The organism is gamma proteobacterium symbiont of Scutellera amethystina (genome assembly GCF_059730845.1).
Map to the genome: position 1 here is coordinate 2,246,025 of NZ_AP035935.1, position 21,899 is coordinate 2,267,923.

The 21,899-nt window shown below is 59.3% G+C and carries 20 protein-coding genes and 1 pseudogene; 11 read left to right on the forward strand and 10 right to left on the reverse strand.

Features of this window, described 5'->3' with window-relative positions:
- Positions 1-43 precede the first annotated feature (43 nt).
- Together pspF and leuA are read left to right on the forward strand one after the other, a co-directional pair.
- A complete protein-coding gene (pspF, locus tag AC6I79_RS10405; protein WP_021506140.1) occupies positions 44-1,039 on the forward strand; it encodes a phage shock protein operon transcriptional activator in 996 nt (331 codons plus the stop codon).
- A 119-nt stretch (positions 1,040-1,158) separates the two neighbouring features.
- The gene (gene leuA / locus AC6I79_RS10410) at positions 1,159-2,844 is read left to right on the forward strand and encodes a 2-isopropylmalate synthase (RefSeq protein ID WP_159378202.1); all 1,686 of its coding nucleotides are present in this window, start codon (positions 1,159-1,161) and stop codon (positions 2,842-2,844) included.
- Here the strand turns inward: leuA and AC6I79_RS10415 are convergent.
- Both AC6I79_RS10415 and AC6I79_RS10420 read right to left on the reverse strand, forming a co-directional pair.
- The gene (locus tag AC6I79_RS10415) at positions 2,795-3,577 is read right to left on the reverse strand and encodes an AraC family transcriptional regulator (protein WP_159378203.1); all 783 of its coding nucleotides are present in this window, start codon (positions 3,575-3,577) and stop codon (positions 2,795-2,797) included. The genes leuA and AC6I79_RS10415 overlap by 50 nt on opposite strands.
- Positions 3,578-4,441: an NAD(P)-dependent oxidoreductase gene (locus AC6I79_RS10420; protein WP_021506143.1), complete on the reverse strand. Its 864-nt coding sequence runs from the start codon at positions 4,439-4,441 to the stop codon at positions 3,578-3,580.
- A 215-nt stretch (positions 4,442-4,656) separates the two neighbouring features.
- Here AC6I79_RS10420 and pqqU point away from each other — a divergent pair, with 215 nt between their 5' ends.
- Entirely contained in the window at positions 4,657-6,780 is a 2,124-nt protein-coding gene (gene pqqU / locus AC6I79_RS10425) for a TonB-dependent receptor PqqU (protein ID WP_201449173.1), read from the forward strand.
- 35 nt (positions 6,781-6,815) lie between these two features.
- Here pqqU and AC6I79_RS10430 read toward each other — a convergent pair whose 3' ends face one another.
- Positions 6,816-7,295: a DM13 domain-containing protein gene (locus tag AC6I79_RS10430; protein ID WP_021506145.1), complete on the reverse strand. Its 480-nt coding sequence runs from the start codon at positions 7,293-7,295 to the stop codon at positions 6,816-6,818.
- Positions 7,296-7,710: 415 nt separating this feature from the next.
- Here AC6I79_RS10430 and AC6I79_RS10435 point away from each other — a divergent pair, with 415 nt between their 5' ends.
- Entirely contained in the window at positions 7,711-8,721 is a 1,011-nt protein-coding gene (locus AC6I79_RS10435; RefSeq protein ID WP_059008728.1) for a hypothetical protein, read from the forward strand.
- The gene (locus tag AC6I79_RS10440; RefSeq protein WP_059008726.1) at positions 8,722-9,120 is read left to right on the forward strand and encodes a hypothetical protein; all 399 of its coding nucleotides are present in this window, start codon (positions 8,722-8,724) and stop codon (positions 9,118-9,120) included.
- Between the two features lie 146 nt (positions 9,121-9,266).
- Here the strand turns inward: AC6I79_RS10440 and AC6I79_RS10445 are convergent.
- Both AC6I79_RS10445 and AC6I79_RS10450 read right to left on the reverse strand, forming a co-directional pair.
- Positions 9,267-9,485 (reverse strand): annotated as a pseudogene (locus AC6I79_RS10445) (isochorismatase family protein); the annotation flags it as partial.
- A 416-nt stretch (positions 9,486-9,901) separates the two neighbouring features.
- Positions 9,902-10,312: a putative periplasmic lipoprotein gene (locus tag AC6I79_RS10450; protein ID WP_059008725.1), complete on the reverse strand. Its 411-nt coding sequence runs from the start codon at positions 10,310-10,312 to the stop codon at positions 9,902-9,904.
- Positions 10,313-10,614: 302 nt separating this feature from the next.
- Between AC6I79_RS10450 and AC6I79_RS10455 the strand changes: the two genes are divergently transcribed.
- Together AC6I79_RS10455 and AC6I79_RS10460 are read left to right on the forward strand one after the other, a co-directional pair.
- Positions 10,615-10,866, forward strand: coding sequence for a hypothetical protein (locus tag AC6I79_RS10455; RefSeq protein WP_230201011.1), 252 nt, complete (start codon positions 10,615-10,617; stop codon positions 10,864-10,866).
- Between the two features lies 1 nt (position 10,867).
- Positions 10,868-11,272, forward strand: coding sequence for a hypothetical protein (locus AC6I79_RS10460; RefSeq protein WP_159378205.1), 405 nt, complete (start codon positions 10,868-10,870; stop codon positions 11,270-11,272).
- Positions 11,273-11,391: 119 nt separating this feature from the next.
- Here AC6I79_RS10460 and AC6I79_RS10465 read toward each other — a convergent pair whose 3' ends face one another.
- The 3 genes from AC6I79_RS10465 to AC6I79_RS10475 all read right to left on the reverse strand — a co-directional run bounded on the left by AC6I79_RS10465 (position 11,392) and on the right by AC6I79_RS10475 (position 13,031).
- Positions 11,392-11,946, reverse strand: a complete 555-nt coding sequence (locus AC6I79_RS10465) for an isochorismatase family protein (protein ID WP_058758482.1) — start codon at positions 11,944-11,946, stop codon at positions 11,392-11,394.
- 16 nt (positions 11,947-11,962) lie between these two features.
- Entirely contained in the window at positions 11,963-12,388 is a 426-nt protein-coding gene (locus AC6I79_RS10470; RefSeq protein ID WP_021506146.1) for a MarR family winged helix-turn-helix transcriptional regulator, read from the reverse strand.
- Between the two features lie 97 nt (positions 12,389-12,485).
- Positions 12,486-13,031, reverse strand: a complete 546-nt coding sequence (locus tag AC6I79_RS10475; RefSeq protein ID WP_159378206.1) for a helix-turn-helix domain-containing protein — start codon at positions 13,029-13,031, stop codon at positions 12,486-12,488.
- Positions 13,032-13,128: 97 nt separating this feature from the next.
- Here AC6I79_RS10475 and AC6I79_RS10480 point away from each other — a divergent pair, with 97 nt between their 5' ends.
- The 4 genes from AC6I79_RS10480 to AC6I79_RS10495 all read left to right on the forward strand — a co-directional run bounded on the left by AC6I79_RS10480 (position 13,129) and on the right by AC6I79_RS10495 (position 21,121).
- Positions 13,129-14,307: a benzoate/H(+) symporter BenE family transporter gene (locus AC6I79_RS10480; protein WP_159378207.1), complete on the forward strand. Its 1,179-nt coding sequence runs from the start codon at positions 13,129-13,131 to the stop codon at positions 14,305-14,307.
- Positions 14,308-14,460: 153 nt separating this feature from the next.
- Positions 14,461-15,777 (forward strand): SrfA family protein, encoded by a 1,317-nt coding sequence (locus AC6I79_RS10485; protein WP_325923672.1) that lies wholly within the window; start codon positions 14,461-14,463, stop codon positions 15,775-15,777.
- 2 nt (positions 15,778-15,779) lie between these two features.
- Positions 15,780-18,752 carry a virulence factor SrfB gene (locus AC6I79_RS10490; protein WP_278427012.1) on the forward strand — a complete coding sequence of 991 codons (2,973 nt, stop codon included), beginning with the start codon at positions 15,780-15,782 and terminating at the stop codon, positions 18,750-18,752.
- The gene (locus AC6I79_RS10495) at positions 18,749-21,121 is read left to right on the forward strand and encodes a virulence factor SrfC family protein (protein WP_159378210.1); all 2,373 of its coding nucleotides are present in this window, start codon (positions 18,749-18,751) and stop codon (positions 21,119-21,121) included. The genes AC6I79_RS10490 and AC6I79_RS10495 overlap by 4 nt, the downstream gene beginning before the upstream one ends.
- Here the strand turns inward: AC6I79_RS10495 and AC6I79_RS10500 are convergent, their stop codons facing one another.
- Together AC6I79_RS10500 and AC6I79_RS10505 are read right to left on the reverse strand one after the other, a co-directional pair.
- On the reverse strand, positions 21,122-21,391 hold the full coding sequence (locus AC6I79_RS10500) for a barstar family protein (protein ID WP_159378211.1): 270 nt from the start codon (positions 21,389-21,391) through the stop codon (positions 21,122-21,124). It lies immediately after the preceding gene.
- 2 nt (positions 21,392-21,393) lie between these two features.
- A complete protein-coding gene (locus AC6I79_RS10505; protein ID WP_021506153.1) occupies positions 21,394-21,828 on the reverse strand; it encodes a ribonuclease domain-containing protein in 435 nt (144 codons plus the stop codon).
- Positions 21,829-21,899: the final 71 nt, after the last annotated feature.

Sequence of the window (21,899 nt, forward strand, 5' to 3'; positions counted from 1 at the left end):
CCGTTAAAGTAGTGAAATTAATTAATCAGTGGTGAATTTCATCATGGCAAACGGTAAAGACAATCTGCTGGGCGAGTCGAATAACTTTTTAGAGGTGCTGGAACAGGTATCGAAACTGGCACCGCTGGAGAAACCTGTGCTGGTGACTGGCGAACGCGGTACCGGTAAAGAGCTGATTGCCAGCCGCCTGCACTACCTCTCCGACCGCTGGCAGGGGCCGTTTATTTCGCTCAACTGCGCCGCGCTGAATGAAAACCTGCTGGATTCCGAGCTGTTCGGCCATGAAGCCGGAGCCTTTACCGGTGCCCAGAAGCGCCACCTTGGCCGCTTTGAGCGCGCCGATGGTGGCACGCTGTTTCTGGATGAGCTTGCCACTGCGCCGATGCTGGTGCAGGAGAAACTGCTGCGCGTGATTGAGTATGGCCAGCTGGAACGCGTTGGCGGCAATCAGTCGCTGCAGGTTAACGTGCGGCTGGTGTGCGCTACCAATGAGGATCTGCCCGCGCTGGCCGCCGCCGGCCGTTTTCGCGCCGACCTGCTCGATCGCCTGGCGTTCGATGTCGTCCAGCTGCCGCCGCTGCGCGAGCGCCGCAGCGATATTCTGGTGATGGCCGAGCATTTTGCCATTCAGATGTGCCGCGAGCTGGGCCTGGCGCTGTTTCCCGGCTTTAGCGAGCGCGCTCAGCTCACCCTGTTGCAGCACAGCTGGCCGGGCAACGTGCGTGAACTGAAAAACGTGGTGGAGCGCTCGGTGTACCGTCATCACAGCACCGAACAGGCGCTCGACACCATCATCATCAATCCGTTTGCGCCACGCAGCGCTCCTGCGGTAACAGAGCCAGCAGCAGAACAGCGTGAAAACGCCCTGCCGGCGCTGCCGCTGGATTTACGCCAGTGGCAAAACCAGCAGGAGCGCGCACTGGTCGAAGCCAGTCTGCAACAGGCGCGATACAACCAGCGCCGCGCCGCTGAACTGTTGCGCGTCACTTATCATCAGCTGCGCGCGATGATGAAAAAACACGGGATCGAAGCACAGTAGGGTTTAACTGACGGGTATCGCTGCGGCAGCTGTCAGTTTTGCACGCCAGGTTGTCAACTATGCGTGAGCCGCGTCCGGCAGGTTACTGCAGACTACAGGCAGACCTCAAGGAGACCCCCATGCTGACTCAACCTGCTGAAAAATATCGCCCGTGGCCTGTCATCAATCTGGCGGATCGCCAGTGGCCGTCACGCCAGATCACCCGCACGCCGCGCTGGCTCTCAACCGATTTGCGTGATGGCAATCAGGCGCTGGCCACGCCGATGGACAGCGCGCGCAAATTAGCATTCTGGCAACTGCTGCTGCGCTGCGGCTTTAAAGAGATTGAAGTGGCGTTTCCCGCCGCCTCGCAAACCGATTTTGACTTTGTGCGCCTGCTGATTGAACAGCAGCACATCCCTCACGACGTCACTATTCAGGTATTAACTCAGGCGCGCGGCGATTTAATCGATCGCACCTTTGCAGCGCTGCGTGATGCGCCGCAGGCGATTATCCATCTGTATAACGCCACCGCACCGCTGTTCCGTGAACGCGTATTTCGTCAGAGCAAAGCTGAGATCGTCGAGCTGGCCTGCGCCGCCGCGCGGCAAATCCGCGCACGCTGTGCGGCGCAGCCCGCCACGCGCTGGACCTTTCAGTACTCGCCGGAAACTTTCTGCTTTACCGAGCCGGAATTCGCGCTGGAAATCTGTGAAGCGGTCGCCGCCATCTGGCAGCCGGGACCGCAGCGGCCGATGATCATCAACCTGCCCGCCACGGTGGAAGTCAACACGCCCAACGTGTATGCCGACCAGATCGAGTATTTCTGTCGCCACTTCAGCCAGCGCTCGCAGGTGGCCATCAGCGTCCATCCACATAACGATCGCGGCACCGGCATCGCCTGCGCCGAGCTGGCGCTGCTGGCCGGGGCCGATCGCGTTGAAGGCTGTCTGTTTGGTAACGGCGAGCGCACCGGCAACGTCGATCTGGTGACGCTGGCGCTGAATCTCTATACCCAGGGCGTGACGCCTGAGCTGGACTTTAGCGATATGCGCGAGGTGCTGGAAGTGGTGACGCGCTGTAACCAGCTGCCGGTGCATCCACGCCATCCTTACGCCGGCGAACTGGTGTTTACCGCCTTCTCCGGCTCGCATCAGGATGCCATTCGCAAAGGCTTTGCCGAACGCAGCGCGCGTAATGAAGTGGTATGGCAAATGCCCTACCTGCCACTCGATCCGCTGGACATCGGCTGCAGCTATGAAGCGGTTATCCGCGTGAATAGCCAGTCCGGTAAAGGCGGTGCCGCCTGGCTGCTGGAACAAAATCACGGCCTGCAACTGCCGCGCGGCCTGCAGCAGGATTTCAGCCGCTGCGTGCAACAGCAGACCGATGCTCACGGCCAGGAGATGACGCACCACGCGCTGTGGCAGCTGTTTTGTCAGCAGTACGGCCTGCAACAGCCACGGTGTCGCCTGCTGCAGGCGGAGAGCCATAGCGATGATCAGGGCGAGACGCGGATTAAAGCGCGCCTGCAGCAGGGTCCGCAGCAGCTAACCCTGGAAGGGCGCGGCAACGGTCTGCTGTCAGCGGCGGTGGCCGCGCTGCGTCAGCGCTACGATCTGGCCGTAACCATTGAGGATTACCATGAACACACGCTGGGCAAACGCAGCGACAGCCGTTCGGTGTGCTATATCAGCTGCATCACGCCCCATGGCGAGCGTGCGTGGGGCGTGGGTATTGATAATGACGTAACGCGCGCTTCGCTGCAGGCGTTGCTTAACGCGGCGGGCGCTTTTCTGCCGCCAGAAAGTAGTTCGCTGGCGTAACGCCCAGCACGCGACGAAACATGGCGCTAAAGGCGCTCGGGCTGTCATAACCGAGATCGAGCGCCACGGCCAGCACCGTATCGCCCTGCGCCAGCCGGGTCAGCGCCACGCTCAGCCGGGCACGCCGCAGCCAGTCGCTAAACTGCAAACCGGTTTCGCGACTGAAATGGCGCGCCAGCGTGCGTTCCGCCACACACAGCTGCGCTGCCGCGCGCGCCAGCGTCCAGCTCTCGCCCGGCGCCTGCTGAATCTGCTGGCACAGCGCCAGCAGCCGGTCGCTGTGTGGCAGTGGCAGGCCAAACGGCAGCACGTCCATCACGCGAATTTCATCGAGAATTAGCTCGTAAATGCGCTCGGCGCGACTGCCAGACGCGTAATGCTCCGGCAGCGTGAGCGCGCTGACAATCAGCTCCCGCAGCAGCGGCGATATCTGCACCACCTGACAGCTGGCGGGCAGATCGGCGCGCGCCAGCGGATCGACAAACAGCGTGCGCGCCGCCACGCTGCCAACGATGTGCAGCGCATGACGCGTGCCGGCCGGCAGCCACACGCCGCGGCTGGGCGGCACAATCCAGCTGCCGTGTTGTGTTTCCACTTTCACCACGCCGCTCAGGGTATGGATCAGCTGCGCGCAGTGGTGATAGTGCCACGGCTCCGCATCGCCGTGCGCGTAATCGTGCGCATACGGCACCAGCGGACGCTGAGAGAAGTCAAAGTCGAGCCGCTGACTCATTTAGCGTTTCAGGTACTGATAAACCGCCGCCAGATCCTGCTCGCCATAACCGGCATCGACCGCCTGCTGCCAGACATCGACGATGTTTTCCAGCGCCGGCAGAGAAGCGTCGCCGGCTGCGTCCAGCGCCAGCCGCGCATCCTTCAGCGCCCAGATCAAATGCATCTGCGGCGTAAAGTCGCCGCTGGCAATCATGCCGAGTTTCATTTTGGCGTACGGCGCTGCCAGCGGACCGCCTTCCAGCACCTGCCAGAGATCGTCGGTAGTGAAACCGAATTGCTCTGCCAGCCGGGTGCTTTCGGCAAGACTCTGCATCAGGCCAATCAGCCAGCTATTCACCACCAGCTTCATGCGCGAGCTGGCACCGGCGGCACCCAGCCACTGCGTCCCTTTACCAATCGCGGCGAACACCTGCTCCGCCGCCTGGGCGCGCTGCCGGTCGCCGCTGGCCATCACCAGAATCTGCGCGTTTTCAGCCGGCGCTTTGGTACCGGAGACCGGCGCATCAATAAACACCACGTCCGGCCGTGCGGCCGCCAGCTCGGCGATCAGCGCGTCGGTCGCTTCAACGCCGATGGTGCCCATCTGCGCCACGGTAGCCCCCTGCTGCATTGAGTTCTGCACCTGGCTTAGCGTGGCGCGCGTGGTAGCGCCGTCCGCCAGCATGGCAATCACCACGTCTGCGCCTTCCACAGCCTGCGCGGCGCTGTCGCTCAGCGTCAGGCCTGCGGCCACCAGATCTTCACCTTTGGCACGCGTGCGGTTCCAGCCGCGCACGATAAAGCCTTTCTTCAACAGATTGGCGGCAAATGCGTGTCCCATCGCGCCTAATCCCAGTACCGCCACTACAGGTTGCTGACTCATGTTTTCTCCTTCTTCTTACCGCAGGCAAAACGATCACACTGACAGAAATTGGGGCTGACAGCCAGGCCAGAGGTGCGGTGAAAGGACATTTTTCATGCCACACTTAACAGGGTTCCGCCCTACTATTAACGCTTTTCAAACCCGCGTTAAAACGATTAACATACGCGCGATAAATGTCCCGATTGGTTCATTTCACGTCTTTTACGGTTATTAAAATGAAAATTGCTCTTTTGCGACAGGCGCCGTTGCTGATGCTGCCTGCACTCCTGCCGCTGCCGCTCCTGGCGGCGGACAATGCCAGCAATACCCTGGTGGTGAGCGCCGCGCCCGCGGCCAGTGGACTTTCTGAGCTGGATACTCCGGCGGCGGTCAGCGTTGTCAGCGGCGACGATATGCGCCACGCCGCACCACGCGTTAACCTGTCTGAAAACCTCACCAGCGTGCCCGGTCTGCAAATCCAGAATCGCCAAAATTATGCACAGGATCTGCAGATTTCAGTGCGCGGCTTTGGTTCGCGTTCCACCTTCGGCCTGCGCGGCATTCGCCTCTACGTTGACGGCATTCCGGCCAGCATGCCGGATGGCCAGGGGCAAACCTCGAATATCGATATCGGTTCCATCGATCGCGTGGAAGTGCTGCGCGGTCCGTTCTCCGCGCTGTACGGCAACGCATCGGGCGGCGTGATCAATGTGGAAACCCAGCGCGGCCAGCAGCCGACCACGCTGGAAGCCAGCAGCTGGTACGGCAGCTACGGCAGCTGGCGCAACAGCGTGAAAGCGAGCGGTGCCACCGGTGATGGCAGCCACGCCGGTGATGTTAACTATACGGTGTCGGCTTCGCGCTTCACCACGCACGGCTATCGCGACCACAGCGCCGCGCAGAAAAACCTCGGCAATGCCAGGCTTGGCGTGCGCATTGACGATGTCAGCACCCTGACACTGCTGTTCAACAGCGTTCACGTCGAGGCGCAGGATCCGGGCGGCCTGACGCCGGATCAGTGGCATGATAATCCGCTCCAGGTGGCCAGCAACGTCACGCTGTACAACGCGCGCAAAACCGTTGATCAGACCCAGGCCGGTCTGCATTACCAGCGCCAGATGAGCGACCACGACGATCTCAGCGTGATGCTCTATGCCGGTGAGCGTGAAACCACTCAGTATCAGTCCATCCCGATGGCGACCCAGCTGAAAGCCGGCTATCCCGGTGGTGTCATTTCACTGGCGCGCCACTATCAGGGCATCGATACGCGCTGGACGCACCGCGCGACGCTGTTGACGCTGCCGGTGACCCTGACCGGCGGCCTCGACTATGAAACCATGAGCGAGAAGCGCAAAGGCTATCAGAACTTCACCCGCAGTGACGGCGCCACCGACTACGGCGTGCAGGGTGATCTGCGCCGCAACGAGCGCAACCTGATGTGGAACCTCGATCCCTATCTGCAGACCGCGTGGCAGCTGAGCGATCGCTGGTCGCTGGACGCCGGCGTGCGCTTCAGCACGGTCAATTTCGATGCTAACGACTATTACGTGACCGCCAGCGATCCGGATGACAGCGGTAATCGCCGCTATCATCGCTGGCTGCCTGCGGCTTCGCTCAAATACGCGATTGATGATGGCTGGAATGCCTATGTTTCCGCCGGTCGCGGCTTTGAAACGCCGACGCTCAATGAACTCTCCTACCGCGCGGCGGATCAGGCCGGGCTCAATCTCAACCTGCAGCCCGCCACCAGCAATACCGTGGAGCTCGGCAGCAAAAAACGCCTCGGCAACGGCCTGCTGACCGCTGCGCTGTTTCAGACCGATACCAAAAACGAGATCGTGTCAGACAGCAGTTACGAAGGCCGCACCAGCTACAAAAATGCTGGTGAGACGCGCCGCCGTGGCCTGGAACTCGGGCTCGATCAGCAGTTTGGCTATGACTGGCACCTGAAAGCCGCGTGGACGCTGCTCGACGCGCGCTACCGCAGTAACGCCTGCGGCAGCGACAGCTGTGACGGCAAGCGCATCCCCGGTATTGCGCGCAATATGGCCTACGCCGGACTGGCCTACGCGCCGGAGCAAGGCTGGTATGCTGGCGGCGACCTGCGCTACCTGAGCGACATTGCGGCCAACGACCAGAATGATGTCAAAGCGCCGGCGTATACGGTGGTGGGACTGAACAGCGGCTATAAATGGCTGGTGCAGAACTGGACGCTGGATCTGTTTGGTCGCGTGGATAATCTGCTCGATCGCCACTATATCGGCTCAGTCATCGTTAATGAGAGCAATGGCCGGTATTACGAACCCGCACCGGGGCGTAATTACAGCGTCGGCCTGACGCTGAGCTACGCTTTCCAGTAATCTAAAGCGGGCACCGGCGCACGTCGGTGCCTTATTCAGGTGCGATAACGTGCTGAACCGACAAATTTCGAAAATTGCTCACTCCAGATTTGCACGGCGCAATATTCCTGCGGATCGATGCCTTCCGGCAGTGATTTAATAAAATCACCAAAGTTATTTAAATCGCCAATTAACGCCGACTGATGCTTTATTTGCAGAAATGAATGCTGATCAAACGCCTGAGTTTTGGTGAGGTAAATTTTATAGTGTGGCCCGGGGGCAATTTCCCCCTCAAAAGCGATGACGTTTTCATTGAGATAGACCTTGCCGCTGGCCCAGTACAGCGCATCACTGCCCGGCTGATGGCGATCAAACTCGCCGCTATATAGCGCCTGCTGTTTCGCCAGATCAACCTCCTTTTGCGTGGCATTCACTTCCGCGGTAATTAACGGTGACAACACCAGACCTAAGGTAATACCGGTGCCCAGAAAAAACAGGCTGGCGATGAGATAAAGCACGTTTAATTTTTTTAGCATCCCTACCTCCCTGCAGCAGAATATCGCTGTATTTCTCTACCCGATCCTGCTGCTCTCTGGTGTTAATAAAACGTAAAGTCAGGCTAAATATTGGTTATCGTGTTGCTGTGCATACTGTGACAGTAACCAGCGCTGTTACAACCAACTCTCAACGGCGGCAGGGAAAGCGAGGCGCAGCAGAATAACCAGTGGCAGCGAGCGGCAAAGATAAGGGCCGGCAGTACCAGCCCTGGAGGGAAAAGATCAGTTCAGCAGCGCGAGGATTTCGTCAGTGGTACCGGTTTCGCGTTTACGCATCTGAGCACTCACACCTCATTTGTTAGCCAACACATTTTGCGCCGCGCAATAGAATTACTTATATTGTTTGCTGCAGTCAGGCGTGCAGGATGTTAGCCAGGTAAGGGAGAAAGGATTCATGACACGTAACATCGCCCCGGGATATTGTGTTGTCGAACGCGCTGGATCACTGGAGCACCAGGCCAGAGAATTGTTTCGCGACACCCGTGCTCCAGCAGTTACCATGTTTATGCAGTTGAACGCTGACACGCCCTGGTTAAGGCCGGGGCAGATATTAATCGTCGCCGATCCTGAAACTCAGGCTCCTCTTACGCTGCATGCCTTAACAGCATTCAGACAGGCTAAGCACAGAATCAACAATGCATTAATTGGCGTCAGTGTTAATGAAGCGGATTTTATGCAAAAACATTATGGCACCATTGCTGCATTAACGAGTGCTGGCAATCAGATTTTTGGTATCACAGGGGATGCCGGAGCAAAATATTTCAGTGCAATAGAGCAGACGTTGATAAAAATAGAGGCCAGTTATCAGAATCAGTTTCGCGCGCAGGGAACCCTCATTAGCCAGCAGTTCTTTGTTGAGCGTAATCAATTGCTGAATCAATTAAAAGAACTAGTCAATAAGCCTGTACTCAAAAACCTCTCCCGCTATACCATTAAATTCCAGCAGTACGAAAATATGAAACGAGCGCTAAATCTTTCAAGCCGCTCAATAGTACATGAGTGGTCGACTGTGGGTTTGGGAGGCATACCAGGCTATTCAACCTATGTCGGCAATGCCGCCAAAGCGGCACGTTTTCTAAAGATGGGCGGCTATGTGGGTATTGCGTTTTCTTTTGCCGGGGCGACGAATGATGTTATGAAGGCCTGTACGGTTGGACGTGAGGGTGAGTGCAGTAGATCTGCGTTTAGGGAATATTCGAAATTTGGACTTTCAACCGCTGCGGGTATTGGCGCTGGCGCTGCAGGATCGGCGATTGGCCTGGGTTTTTGCACGGCTATCGGGATAGCCACGGCAGGAGTGGGAGGCGTTGCCTGCGCAGCGGTCGGTTCAGTTGCTGCTGGTTATGCAGCCGGGGAGTTTATGAACTGGGGTGTCGACGCGTTTTATAATCATATGGGCTTATAAATGACAATAAAATTTCTTGGCATATTTATCATTGGGCTATGTTTAGCCAGCTTCTTATTATCCATACTGATTTATGCTTATAACAGAAAGAAATATTACACGCTTTTGGAAGACTTCCAAAAAAGACACGTATTCCCGGCCCCCTATTCGTTTCATTGTCTCGTGGGTTTTTTTGGCGCTGCGCCAATGTCATATTTCTTTATGGGCATTATGAAAAAAAAGAAAGTTTTTTTCCTTAACCGCGATAGTAGCGCCTATGATTTTTTTGATGATAACAAGGGCAAATCTATCGGCTGGATATCTGCGCTTTATTACGCACATATCACCAGTTTCATCTGTGGTGTATTGATAGCCCTCCTGGGTGCTGCACTTGAGTTAAAAGCGAGATTTTTTCCATAACAGGACCGATTTCTGATTCAGACCTGATGCAGCATTCCCGTAACAGAGAATGCTTAACAGCAGGATGACATCCGCCAGAAGACGGTTGGCTGCGGCAGGAAAATATTGAGAACAGGGCCGGCAGTACCAGCCCTGGAGGGAAAAGATCAGTTCAGCAGCGCGAGGATGTCTTCAGTGGTGCCGGTTTCGCCGAGGCGCGGGAAGATGCGCTCAATGCTGTTGTGGTGGGTTTCAGCGTTCAGGCAGCTCATCGCATCAGTCGCCAGCGTAACGTTGTAGCCCAGCTCGTACGCCTGACGCGCCGTGGATTCCACGCCGATACTGGTGGCAATCCCGCACACGTCCACCTGAGTTAGTCCACGTTGATGTCGCCCGGCTGCGGTGTCATTTCGGGACCAACATACCCGGCAGTTGTTCGCGCGAAACGCCTGCGTCAACTGTATGGCAAGTGCAACCATTTCACCCAGGTCCTCCGCTAATTGCGGTGTCTGCTTGTTGATTCATGAGAAACATATCCATCCGAATAGGAGACTTATCCAATAAGGAATTGTCTACTTTCTGAACCGGGCTAGTTCGTTCAGCTTTTTAAGTCATCAAGACACTAAAGCCCTGTTGCAATTAGTTATTTAATGAGAAAAATTTTTCCTGGATGCGGATTTTTAGTGCATAAAGTGCATAAGAGTAGCCGGTGCCATGTTTGTCAATAATCAGATGTGCAGGGACGAAAACAAATAGGGCACCCGAAGAAGTGACCCATTTGTTTTATTTGATGTATCTAACTTTAGTTTTTAGATACTACATCGCCGACGCATTTTACAGTCGACCAGCAGTTATGAGCCCAATCAACTCCTCCAGATTTACATACGGCATTGACAACTGCATCGCCACCCATAATGGCAGCTTTATAACGCATATTCTCCAGTGCTTCAGAACCGGTCGCGACATCTGGTCCAGTGGTGGTTGCGAAAATATTTCCGCTCATCTCGGTCACCATTGTTGAACTACCGGCACGACGAGCGCAACTCATCCCCATAACCTCACCAAGAATTCTGGCTTTTGGATAAGGATTGTTGGAGTAACCTTCCATATTGGCAAACTTTACCCTTGCATCCCTCGGCATATCCTCTATGTCATTAGAGGCGCAGCCTACAAGCAATGCCGCAAATATCAAAATCGCCAATCCACTCTTCATTCACCATCCTCAGATAATTATTGTGTAGGGAATCTTATAACTGAGTTTGAAAAACGTGAAGTAGATATGCATATAACTATGACCTCACTCAATCGTTAAACGTTTGTTTTTATGATTAAGTGCCAGGAAAGGGATTGCTTTACTAACGTGTTGCCTAAAAGATAGGCGCTTTGCCACACAACCAGATCAGCACGAATGCAAGAGGCCCGTTTATACGGCCCTGGCGAGCGAATTCGGCATGGCCTTTGCTAACTGAATCAGGAACCAAAGAGAGTTTCTGATATCTCATCCGCCCTCTTGCAATGGATGTCTTACCTGAAAAATTTTGTATCAGCTTCTCTGCCTTTAAAGAATATAGTAAATTCGCCAGCGGTACATTTGCTGGTATGACTGGAGGGTCGCTGGGTGCATCTGCTGGTATCGGTATTTGTTTTGCTGTAGGCATAGCCACTGCAGGAGCCGGAGGGGTTGCTTGCGCCGCTGTAGGTTCATTAGTGGCTGGGACTGCTGCCAGCTCAGCAAGTGATTATCTTATGGATCTATGGTTGAAATAGCATGAACACGACTCTTTCTTATGTTGCTCTCGGATGCGCGATCATCCCTTTCTTTATAACTACGCTACAGTTTATTATTTATTTAATTAACAAACGCAAATATAACACTTTGTTATCGCAATACCTCGACAGCGCATTCGAATTACCCCCACTGTATAGATTCTACGGCTCCATGGGTTTTTTTGGCTCTTTTGGCATGTCCTACTTCTTCTCCAGGCTTAAAAAAGGCCAGAAAATTATTTTTCAACCCAAAGAGCAGGCGGCTATTTCCACCTTTCTTAATGCTATCGATGCAAACGTAACAAAGTGGCTTGACGCTTATTATTACCTGTCAATATTTTCATTACTTTTATATGCGGTTTTTGTAGTAATGAGCCTGATAAAAATAGTTACTATGCAACTTTAAAGCCCAGATCATGGGCTGTTTCTTTCACTAAATTAATTATTCATCATCCAGCATCGCCAGACAGCCTTCAGCGAGCGGCAAAGACAAGGGCCGGCAGCACCAGCCCTGGAGGGAAAAGATCAGTTCAGCAGCGCGAGGATTTCGTCAGTGGTACCGGTTTCGCCGAGGCGCGGGAAGATGCGCTCAATGCTGTTGTGGTGGGTTTCGGCGTTCAGGCAGCTCATCGCATCGGTCGCCAGCGTAACGTTGTAGCCCAGCTCGTACGCCTGACGCGCCGTGGATTCCACGCCAATACTGGTGGCAATGCCGCACACCACCACCTGCGTTACGCCACGCTGCTGCAGCTGCTGGTGCAGATCGGTATTGTGGAACGCGCCCCAGGTTTTTTTCGTTACGCTGATATCGCCCGGCTGCGGTGTCATTTCCGGCACCAGCACCGCCCAGTCTGCCGGCAGAGCAGCATCGTGGCGCGGCTGCTGATTGCGGCCCGGCGCGCCGCCCGCCACGTTCACCAGCACCACCGGCAGCTGTTTCGCGCGAAACGCCTGCGTCAGCTGCGTGGCGCGTGCAATCACTTCATCCGGATGGCGCGGCGTAACCGGCAGGCGGACGATGCCGTGCTGCAGGTCGATGACAATCAGGGCGGTTTGGGCATCTAACGTGGTGACAGCCATGGTGAGTCCTCTCAAATTAGTGGTCAGCGAGTCGTTGCAGTAAGGGAATGGCGGCCAGTAGCGTTTGCTGCTCCTGTGGGCTGAGCAGGCTGCTGATACTGTGCAGCAGCCAGTCGTCACGCTGGGCGCGATTGCTGGCGATGAGCTGCAGGCAGGCAGCGGTAGGCTGATAACGGGTTTTGCGGCCATCCTGCGCATCGGCCACGCCCTGTACCAACCCCAGCGTCTGCAGGCTGGCGACCGTGGCACTCATCGACTGGCTGCGCACCCCTTCGCGCGCGGCCAGCTCGGTCACCGTCATTGCGCCGTCGCGCACCAGATACCCCAGCACGGAAACCTGCGGCCAGGTGAGATCGCCCGGCGGGGCCGATTCACGCAGGCGGCGCATCAGTTTGCCATTAATGCTGCGTAACGCGGCAGCGGCGCTAATCAGCTCGCTCATCGCCCTTCTCCTTTACTGATGAGACCGCAGTATATAAATACGAAGGTAAACTGTGTAGTTTGCCTTCGTATCAATTTGTAATTGTGCATCCCGCCGCTCAGCTGCGCTGCAAATAGTGTATCAGGCTATGAAAGCGCAACGGGCTGGCCAGCGGATTGCGGTAGCTGTGCGGCTGATCGGCGGCGAACTGGCTGGCCTCGCCGGCCTGCAGGCGACGCCAGCTGCCCGCCATGCCCAGCAACAGCTCACCTTCCATCACCACCACCTGCTCAATCACCCCGCTTTCGTGCGCTGACGAATCGCTTTGCGCGCCCGCTGCCAGCGTCACTTCCAGCAGATCGAAGCGCAAACGCGCGTCATACGGCAGCAGCGGCTTCACCTGCATTTGTGCATTGGGCTGGCTGAAGGTCGCCACGTCGCCCGACGGCTGCGCCCCGCTCTGCACAAAAAAGGAGAACGGCACATTAAAGCCGGTGGCGATTTTCCATAGCGTGGCGATCGTTGGACTCGACTCGCCGCGCTCAATCTGACCGAGCATGGCTTTACTCACGCCGGTGCGCGCCGCCGCCAGCGTCAGGCTCCAGCCATTAGCCTGACGCAGCTGCTTCAGCGCCTGGCTGAGATGTTGATGCAGATTTTCCATGAATTCTCCTGAAAAGCGGGCGCGCAGTGTACCACTTGTGCGCGCCATACCGTGCGTGCCACAATGTGCGTTATAACGCACAACAGGATGTGATTCCATGACCACTGCAACTGTTCGTCCGGCTTTTTCCTTTCCAATGTTGATTTCCGGCCTGATCGCCGTGCTGGTCGGCTACAGCAGCACCGCGGCGCTGATCTTTCAGGCGGCGCAGGCTGCAGGCGCCTCACCGGCGCAGATTGGCGGCTGGCTGTCGATGCTGGGCGTGGGCATGGGACTGGCGTCACTCGGCCTGTCGCTGTGGACGCGGATGCCGGTGCTCGCCGCCTGGTCGACGCCAGGTGCCGCGCTGCTGGCCACCAGCGTGCACGGCCTGATGCTGAATGAAGTGGTCGGGGTGTTTGTCGCGACCAATCTGCTGATTGTGCTGAGCGGCGTGACCGGCCTGTTTGCCCGGCTGATGAACCACATTCCCCAGTCGCTGGCGGCCGCGATGCTGGCGGGGATTCTGCTGCGATTTGGCATCGGCACCTTCAGCGGCTTACCGGATCATTTTGCCCTGTGCGGCAGCATGTGTCTGGTATGGCTGCTGGGCCGCCGCTGGCTGCCGCGTTATGCCATTCTGCTGGCGCTGGTGACGGGCGTGCTGGTGGCGCTGGGTCAGCGCGCCATCCACTTTCCGCCTCATGCGCTAACGCTGAGCGTGCCGGAATTTATCATGCCGCACTTTAATCCTGCCGCGCTGATTGGCGTCGGCTTGCCCTACTTCCTGGTGACCATGGCGTCGCAGAATGCGCCCGGTATTGCCACGCTGCAGGCGCATGGTTACCGGCCGCCGGTCTCCGCGCTCACCGGCTGGACCGGCCTGATCGCGCTACTGCTGTCGCCGTTCGGTGGCTTTTCGGTGTGTATTGCGGCGATCACCGCCGCGATCTGCATGGGCGATGATGTCGATCCGGACCCGGCGCGCCGCTGGGTGGCTTCCGCGCTGGCGGGCGTGTTCTATCTGCTGACCGGCTTTACCGGCGCGCTGATCGCCGTGATGCTCAGCGCCTTGCCGCCGGTGCTGATCGCTACGCTGGCCGGTCTGGCACTGCTGGCCACGCTGGCGGGCAGCCTGCAGCGCGCGCTGGCGGAACCCGCGCAGCGCGACAGCGCCATCGTGGCATTTCTGATCACCGCCAGCGGCATCTCCCTGCTCGGCGTCGGCTCGGCGTTCTGGGGCCTGATCGGGGGCGTCCTCACCCATTTGCTGCTCAGCCCGCGCCGGAACGGTTAACATTTCACCACCCCGCGTACCGTGGGGGGAATAACGCCCTGTTTTCCCCCCTTTTTCCCCCGTTTGATTGCGGCGCATTTGGCTTAAGATCACTACCATCGCCCATCACACCCGATGTTTGGCTTCAGATAACCACCGATAAGGGCCCAACGAGTGGCAAAAACTTTTCTGCGCAGCGGTAATCTCGACGCGTTACTGGCACTGGGGGAGAACGGCCAGCCGGTCTGGGCTTCTGCCCTGCAAATTCGCGAAACGTTACGTTTGCGCCGCCAGACGACACTGGCCAACTGCCTCGCGATCCCGCAGGCCAACGAGCGCGGTGACCGCCTTGACTGGTACGCGCCATTCAGCGGCAAAGTGAAATCCTGGCTGGCGGCCAGCGATCGCGAAAAGCGTCAGGCGCTGGATCAGCTCACCCTTAATCAGCAGGATTTGCAGGCGCTCAGCCTGCGCGCCCGGGATGCCGACAATCCGGCGATGCGCCTGTTTGGGGCACTGCTGGCGAAGACGCTGCAGTTTCCCGATCAGCAATACGTCTATCTGGTGGATGGCAAGCCGGTGATCACCTTCTGGGGCTTTGTCGACCCGCAGGCGCGCACGCGTGATGATGCGCTGGCCTGCCTGCGCGACAGCCTTGATGAAGAACTGCCGCCGCTGGTGGTGCCCGCGCCCGAGCCAGAAAGGGCTGCCGCGCCTGAACCGGTTGCGGCCCCCGTTGTGGCGGAGCCCGAGCCGGAACGGCTGGCGGAACCAGAACCACAGCCTGAACCTGCACCGCTGAGCGTTGTCGCCGACGCGCCCGCGCGGAAGAAATCCGCACTGCGCCCGCTGCTGCTGGTGCTGCCTCTGGCCGCTGCCGCCGCAGCGGGCGTGGCCTTCTGGTTACACGACGCGCCGGTCCAGCCGGCAGAAACCGAAACCGCGCCTGTGGTCAGCGCCGCGCCCGCGCTGGCCCCGGCGATACTGGCGAAAGCACAGACGCTGGCCGCCACGCTGCCGCACAGCAGTGCGACAGTGACGCCTGCGCCGGCACCGGCTGCCCCACCGGCACCGCCGGAGGTCGTAGCGGAACATACCGAACCGGCCAAAGCGGACGATCTGGTGATGACGCCCGATGACGCGCGCCTCGGCTCGGTGAAATTTATCAATGGTACCTGGCGCGTGACGCTGCGTCAGACCAATCTGCCGACCGGCAAGCCGCCGAGCCTGCGCTATCAGATCCGCAACGGTAAAGGCAGCGCAGTGATTACCCAGGGCGACAATATTCGCTGTAAAGCTGATGTCACCGCCGCCATGACCAGCGCCGGCACCATGGTAGTGCGCAGCCGCTATACTGCCAGCTGCAGCGATAAATCACGCTATCGCATGCCGGAGCTGGTGTGCAAAGCCGGTGATGGCATTGCCAGCTGTACGGCGCAGTATGGCGCCGATCAGGTGTTCCCGTTGACGATTAAGCGTGAGAGTAAGTAACCATGTTGGCTCCCCTGATTGATGACAAACAGAAAATCACGCTGATCGAAGACAGCGGTGTGCAGTTTCTTGATTTTGGTCTGCGCCTGCCAGCGCTGCAGGCGCGGCGGCAGTTTGTGCGCCAGACCGCCAACGGCCCGCTGCTGCGTCTCAACGTTGATGGCAACAGCGGCAAATTTCTGCTCTATCCGCAGGATGGCGGCGCGGCTGAAGTGGTGCGTCCGGAAACCGATATCGCGCTGGCCGATTCCCTGACGCTGCTGGCCGGGCAGTGGCTGCCGCTGCCGGTACTGCGCTGCTCCAGCGGCCGTCGTTTCATCGGTGGCCCGGATAACTGGGCGCGTCTGCGTCTCGCGCCGCTCAGCCAGCCCGACGCGGCGGGCAATACCCATCGCATCACCCTCGCCTTTGATACGCGCCTGGTGGCCGACGCGGACGGCGGCGAGCAGCTGGGTTTAAGCAAAGCCGATGCGCAGAACGGCGTCAGCTTTGCGCTGGCGTGGCACAACTATGAGCTGGGCGAGTTCCTCGATCTCACCTGGGTTGACGGCTGGCTGCGCGAGACGTTCAGCCAGCAGGTGTATGCGCTGGAATCACGCCGCGAGCAGGAAGTGAACCAGGCGCTGCGCGAATTTGAATATCAGGCGCACTATCTCAACGTGCTGGAACTGCTGGGCGAACAGCTCGATCTGGCAGAAATCACTATCCAGGCGGCCTCACCGCAAACGCCGGCGGTCAACGTGGATATCATTCTCGACGTCGGCAACTCGCATACCTGCGGCATTCTGGTGGAAGATCACCCCGAAGAGAGCAACGGCCTGCGCCAGACCTATGAGCTGCAGCTGCGCGATCTGTCGCAGCCGCACCAGGTCTACAACGAGCTGTTCGACAGCCGACTGGAGTTTGCCGAGACGCACTTTGGCAAAGCCAACTTCTCGCTGGAGAGCGGCCGCGAAAACGCGTTTATGTGGCCCTCACTGACCCGCGTCGGTCGCGAAGCCAGCCGCCTGGCGCTGCAGCGCGCCGGCACTGAGGGCAGCACCGGCCTCTCCAGCCCGCGCCGCTACTTATGGGACGAAGCGCGTTATCAGCCCGGCTGGCGCTTCAACGCCAGCGGCGGCAGCGACGAGCCGCAGGCCACCGCGCTGCCGTTTACCCTGTTGCTCAACGATGAGGGGCAGCCGCTGTATGCCCTGCCGGAAGATGACCGCCTGCCGGTGTTTTCTGCCAGCTACAGCCGCAGCTCGCTGATGACCTTTATGCTGTGTGAGTTGCTGGCGCAGGCCATGATGCAGATGAACAGCGTGGCCCAGCGCCAGCGTATGCCGCAAAGCCAGGCGCCGCGCCAGCTGCGTCATGTGATCCTGACGCTGCCGTCGGCCATGCCGAAGCCGGAACGGGAAATTTTCCGTCGCCGCATGCAGGAAGCCATCGCGCTGGTGTGGAAAGCCGAAGGCTGGCATCCGGCCGACGCCGCGTTTGACGCCGCCAGCCAGGCACACAGCCTGCGGCCGGTGCCGGATGTGCAGATGGAGTGGGATGAAGCCACCTGCGGTCAGATGGTGTGGCTGTTCAACGAAACCCAGGTGAACTTTGCCGGCCGGGCGGAAGATTTCTTCAGCAGCATGGCGCGCCCGGATCGCCCGCGCGAAGCGGATGAGCTGCCGGGCAAAAGCCTGCGCATCGCCTCGATTGATATCGGCGGCGGCACCACCGATCTCGCCATCACCCAGTATCGTCTGGATGATGGTCAGGGCAACAACGTGAAAATCACCCCGCGTCTGCTGTTCCGGGAAGGGTTTAAAGTGGCCGGCGATGACATTCTGCTGGACGTGATTCAGCTGTGGATCCTGCCCGCGCTACAGCAGAGTCTGCAAAAAGCCGGCCTGGCGCTGGCGGAACCGCTGATGAACAAGCTGTTTGGACACGACAGCCGCATGGACGGTCAGGCCACGCTGCGCCAGCAGGTCACCCTGCAGCTGTTTATTCCGCTGGCGCAGGCGGTGCTGGAGCGCTATGAAAACTGGAATCCGCTCGACAGCCACAGCGAAATTAACGCGCTGTTTGGCGAGCTGGTGCCGCAGAAGCCAGCCAGCAGCGTGCTGGCGTTTGTCAACGGAGAGATTCAGCGCACGCTCGGCGGCGATAGCCGTTTCGATCTGCTTGACGTGCCGCTGGTGGTGAGCATGGCGCAGTTGCATGCTGAGTTCCTGCAGCACCGGATGGCGATCATCCCGGCGCTGCGCGCCATGTGCGAAGTGGTTTCCCTCTATCAGTGCGATGTGCTGCTGCTGACCGGTCGCCCGTCGCGCTTCCCCGGCATTCAGGCGCTGGTGCGTCATTTGCAGCCGCTGCCGGGTAGCCGCATTTTATCGCTGGAGGGGTATCACACCAGCGACTGGTATCCGTTCAACAAACAGGGACGCATTGATAACCCGAAATCCACCGCGGCGGTCGGTGCCATGCTGTGTCTGCTGGCACTCGATCTGCGTCTCAGCAGCTTCTGGTTCCGCGCCGGCGATTTTGAACCCTACTCGACCATTCGCTATCTTGGCGTGCTGGATGAAAACGCCACGCTGAGCGATGACAATCTGTGCTACAGCGAGATTGATCTCGACAGCCACAGCTTCGCGCTGGACCGTAAAAGCAGCTTCCGCATTCGCGGTAACGTCTGCCTCGGTTTCCGTCAGCTGGAGAACGACCGCTGGCCGGCGACACCGCTCTACAGCCTGAGCATTACCGATCCGCAGCTGGCGCGCCAGGTAGCGGGCGAAAGCGTGCTGCGCATCAGGCTGGCGGTACAACCGGGCCCGGATAACCTCGGCCCGGAGCGGCTGGTACTGAGCGAGGCGCGCATGGACGATGGCACGCGCGTGCCGCTGGAGCAACTGAGTCTGAAACTGAATACGCTGTCGGCCACCGGCAACGCCAATGCGCAATACTGGATCGACAGCGGGAGCGTGTGTAAACGATGAGAACTGCCAAAAAAGCCACGCCGGCGACACCTGCTAAACGCCTGGGTCTGCTGCAGGAGACGGTTGACGGCGCGCTGAACTGGGTGGAGAGCCACCAGGCGCACTCGCCGCGTCTGGCGCTGGAAGCCGATACGCTGCGGCTCCAGCTGCGGCGCGCCCGCGTTGAAAGCCACGCGCTGGCGCGACAGCTGGCGCGGCCGGTCACCCTGGCGCTGTTTGGTCAGTCGCAGGCGGGTAAAGCCTGGCTGCTGAGTGAAATGGTCGGCGACGCGCAGGGCCAGCTGATCGCCCGTCTCGGCGACAAAACCCTGAACTATTTTCAGCACATCAATCCCGGCAATCTCGATTTTGCCATCGCCACCCGTTTCAGCCATCAGCGTGAAGCGCAGTCTGGTGCGTGGCCGCTGGAGATGACGCTGCTGAGCGAAGCCGAGCTGATTCGTCTGATGCTGGCCGGCGCCAGCGCGGGCACCCAGCCGGACAGCGCGGCGATTGATGCCGCGCTGCAGCGCCTGCAGCGCCATCGCCAGAGCGAGATGCAGCCCGGCCTCGATAGCGACGCGCTGGTGACGCTGTGGGCGTGGCATCGCCGCCAGCCCGACCACGCCGAGGTGCTGGACCGCCATTTCTGGCCGCAGGCGATTGAGCTGGCACCGTGGCTCAACGTGGACGACCGCGTGCAGCTGTTTGCGCTGCTGTGGCCGCAGCGTCCGGCGCTGAATGAAACCCTGCGCAGCCTGCTGCATCTGCGCCATCAGCTGCGGCACGCGCCGCGCGTGCTGGCGCCGCTCAGCCTGCTGGTGGATGACGCCTCGCTGCCCGCTGAAAAGCTCATCGGCCATGACGCCGACCTGAACGAATTGATTGAAGTGTGTCCGGTTGTCGCCAACCGCGTGGGCAAACCGCAGTCGGTGCCGCTCGGCTGGCTGGCGCTGCTGACGCTGGAAATCACCCTGCCGCTCAGTTCGACGCCGCGTCAGGCGCTGTATGATGAAGCCGATATGCTGGAACTGCCCGCGCCGGGCACGCCCGCCGACCGCGATCAGCAGGATGAGCGCGCAAGGCTGCAGGCGCGTGATGCGCTGCGCGCCAGTCTGCTGGAGCAGAAACGTGCCCTGCTGCCGGGCTTCTATGCCGCCCGTCAGGGCATCGATTTAATGCTGATTTGTACCGCCGCCAGCCAGCGTCAGGATGCGGATCTCGCCGCCAGCGCGCTGCGCGAGTGGCAACTGCAACAGAGCGCGACGGCCAGCGCAGACAAGCCGCGCCTGATTTGGGCGATTACGCCGCACGATGCGCGCTATCAGCAGTCGCAAATCAACGTCGATGAAGCGGTACAGCGGCAGATTGGTCAGCCTGGCCAGAGCTGGGGTTCCATGCTGGCGCGCGATCGCGCCGGCGTCGACCGCATGAGCAGTTGGCTGCAGGATGAGATGCAGCCGGAGGCACGGCGCGACCGGCTGGCGCTACAGCTCAGCACGCTGCAGCAGAAACTGGTGGAGCGTCTGCAGCCGTGGACCGAAGCCAGCGCCACGCCGGAACAGGCCGCGCGGAAACAGGCCATCGCCGATACGCTGCTGAAGTGTTTACAGCATCGCACCGGCCTGCATGGCGAGCTGCTTGAGCGTCTGCAGCCGTCGCGCGAAGCGGTGCGCCAGCTGTGGCTGAGTCAGAGCCACGGCAGCACGCCGTCCACCGGCGGCCAGCCAGCCGCGGTGGAGCAGAGCTATTTTGGTATTGGTTTTGAGTTTGATCTGTTTAACGATGAGCCGGTAACCACCGCCGAACCGCGCAGCAGCAGCGGCCAGCGCGATCAGCAGTTTCCCCAGCAGGTGTTCGCGCTGTGGCTGGCGCACCTGCGTCAGCTGCCGGAGAGCCAGAGCCTGCTGGCGCTGCTCAACGTTGATAAGCCGACGCTGGAACTGCTGGTGGAGGAGCTCATCACCGCCAGCTTCCGTCTGCAGGTGCTGAGCAAACTGCAAAGCGCGCTAAACGAAACGGAGACGCAGGCCAGTGCCCATGAAGCGCGCACCGATCGCCAGGTGTCGCGTGCCATGACGGTGCTGGGTGACTTTGTCGCCTGGCTCGGCTTCCTGCAGCGGGATGAACGTGAACGGCCACAGAGTCGCGTCAATCGCGGCAGCCCGATTTTCGCCCGCCCGCCGGCGCCCAGCGTCAGCTTTTCGTCAGGCCAGCGTCTGACGCGGCTGTCTGCCGCGCCGGCTAACCACACCGCCTATTACATTTATGACTGGCTGGTGGGGTTAAATTCGCTGATCGTCGAAAATAACGGCTACACCGGCGGCGGCGATTTGCCGGCCAGCGCACGCCAGACGCTGGCGATTATGCTGCTGCCGCTGCACGCGTAGTCAGTGGCTAATCAGGCGCAGCTCGCCCGCCAGCTGCTGCGCCGCCTCTTCCAGCAGCGCCAGCACCGGGGCAAACTCCGCACTGGCGCTGACCTCGGCGACATGCTGCAAATGCAGCGTTGCCGGCAGCGCCATGCCGCCGGTTAGCCAGTCCCACAGCGCATCCAGATTGTAGCCAAAACGTTCACCGCAGCCGCTCTGATCGACCAGCGCCTGATAAAAGGCCTGGCGCGTGCCCAGCGTGCGAAAATCAAAATGGAGTGTCAGCATAGTCAGGGTACCGGCGTGAAGCTTCGATAGTGATCAGTGGTGAGAAAGATCAGCCCATCAGAAGAGTAAAGCAGACGATCGGCATCGCGGTGGCCGCAGTCATAATTGACGTCCGCCTCATACCACTGGCGCCCCGCCTGCATCGGCAGCCGCCGTTCGCGGTTACTGAAGCGATCGCCACCAATCGCGCGCCCTGGCAACACCTCACACAGGTTACCCTGCGCCGGGTTCCAGCCCTGACGACGTGCCGCGCTTTTGGTGAGATAAAAATCAGGCAAACGGTGATGCTGCTGCAGCCAGCGCGCCACGCGATGTGCATCGGTCAGTTGTGCAATATCCGTCTGTTTTTCTGGCGCAGTACCGCTCAGATGGGGCTTCAGCCCGATCCAGCAAACCACCAGCGCAAACAGTAATCCAATCCAGAGTTTTTTCGACATAGTGACATCCTGAAAGGCAGGACGCCGATAATAGCAGGTTTCAGGCGGGGAAAAACGCGGGCCAGCATGGC

Excerpts from the sequence above, each read along its gene's own strand:
- pspF (WP_021506140.1), top strand. The coding sequence starts at position 44 with ATGGCAAACGGTAAAGACAATCTGCTGGGCGAGTCGAATAACTTTTTA.
- leuA (WP_159378202.1), top strand. The coding sequence starts at position 1,159 with ATGCTGACTCAACCTGCTGAAAAATATCGCCCGTGGCCTGTCATCAAT.
- AC6I79_RS10415 (WP_159378203.1), bottom strand. The coding sequence starts at position 3,577 with ATGAGTCAGCGGCTCGACTTTGACTTCTCTCAGCGTCCGCTGGTGCCG.
- AC6I79_RS10420 (WP_021506143.1), bottom strand. The coding sequence starts at position 4,441 with ATGAGTCAGCAACCTGTAGTGGCGGTACTGGGATTAGGCGCGATGGGA.
- pqqU (WP_201449173.1), top strand. The coding sequence starts at position 4,657 with ATGAAAATTGCTCTTTTGCGACAGGCGCCGTTGCTGATGCTGCCTGCA.
- AC6I79_RS10430 (WP_021506145.1), bottom strand. The coding sequence starts at position 7,295 with ATGCTAAAAAAATTAAACGTGCTTTATCTCATCGCCAGCCTGTTTTTT.
- AC6I79_RS10435 (WP_059008728.1), top strand. The coding sequence starts at position 7,711 with ATGACACGTAACATCGCCCCGGGATATTGTGTTGTCGAACGCGCTGGA.
- AC6I79_RS10440 (WP_059008726.1), top strand. The coding sequence starts at position 8,722 with ATGACAATAAAATTTCTTGGCATATTTATCATTGGGCTATGTTTAGCC.
- AC6I79_RS10450 (WP_059008725.1), bottom strand. The coding sequence starts at position 10,312 with ATGAAGAGTGGATTGGCGATTTTGATATTTGCGGCATTGCTTGTAGGC.
- AC6I79_RS10455 (WP_230201011.1), top strand. The coding sequence starts at position 10,615 with ATGGATGTCTTACCTGAAAAATTTTGTATCAGCTTCTCTGCCTTTAAA.
- AC6I79_RS10460 (WP_159378205.1), top strand. The coding sequence starts at position 10,868 with ATGAACACGACTCTTTCTTATGTTGCTCTCGGATGCGCGATCATCCCT.
- AC6I79_RS10465 (WP_058758482.1), bottom strand. The coding sequence starts at position 11,946 with ATGGCTGTCACCACGTTAGATGCCCAAACCGCCCTGATTGTCATCGAC.
- AC6I79_RS10470 (WP_021506146.1), bottom strand. The coding sequence starts at position 12,388 with ATGAGCGAGCTGATTAGCGCCGCTGCCGCGTTACGCAGCATTAATGGC.
- AC6I79_RS10475 (WP_159378206.1), bottom strand. The coding sequence starts at position 13,031 with ATGGAAAATCTGCATCAACATCTCAGCCAGGCGCTGAAGCAGCTGCGT.
- AC6I79_RS10480 (WP_159378207.1), top strand. The coding sequence starts at position 13,129 with ATGACCACTGCAACTGTTCGTCCGGCTTTTTCCTTTCCAATGTTGATT.
- AC6I79_RS10490 (WP_278427012.1), top strand. The coding sequence starts at position 15,780 with ATGTTGGCTCCCCTGATTGATGACAAACAGAAAATCACGCTGATCGAA.
- AC6I79_RS10495 (WP_159378210.1), top strand. The coding sequence starts at position 18,749 with ATGAGAACTGCCAAAAAAGCCACGCCGGCGACACCTGCTAAACGCCTG.
- AC6I79_RS10500 (WP_159378211.1), bottom strand. The coding sequence starts at position 21,391 with ATGCTGACACTCCATTTTGATTTTCGCACGCTGGGCACGCGCCAGGCC.
- AC6I79_RS10505 (WP_021506153.1), bottom strand. The coding sequence starts at position 21,828 with ATGTCGAAAAAACTCTGGATTGGATTACTGTTTGCGCTGGTGGTTTGC.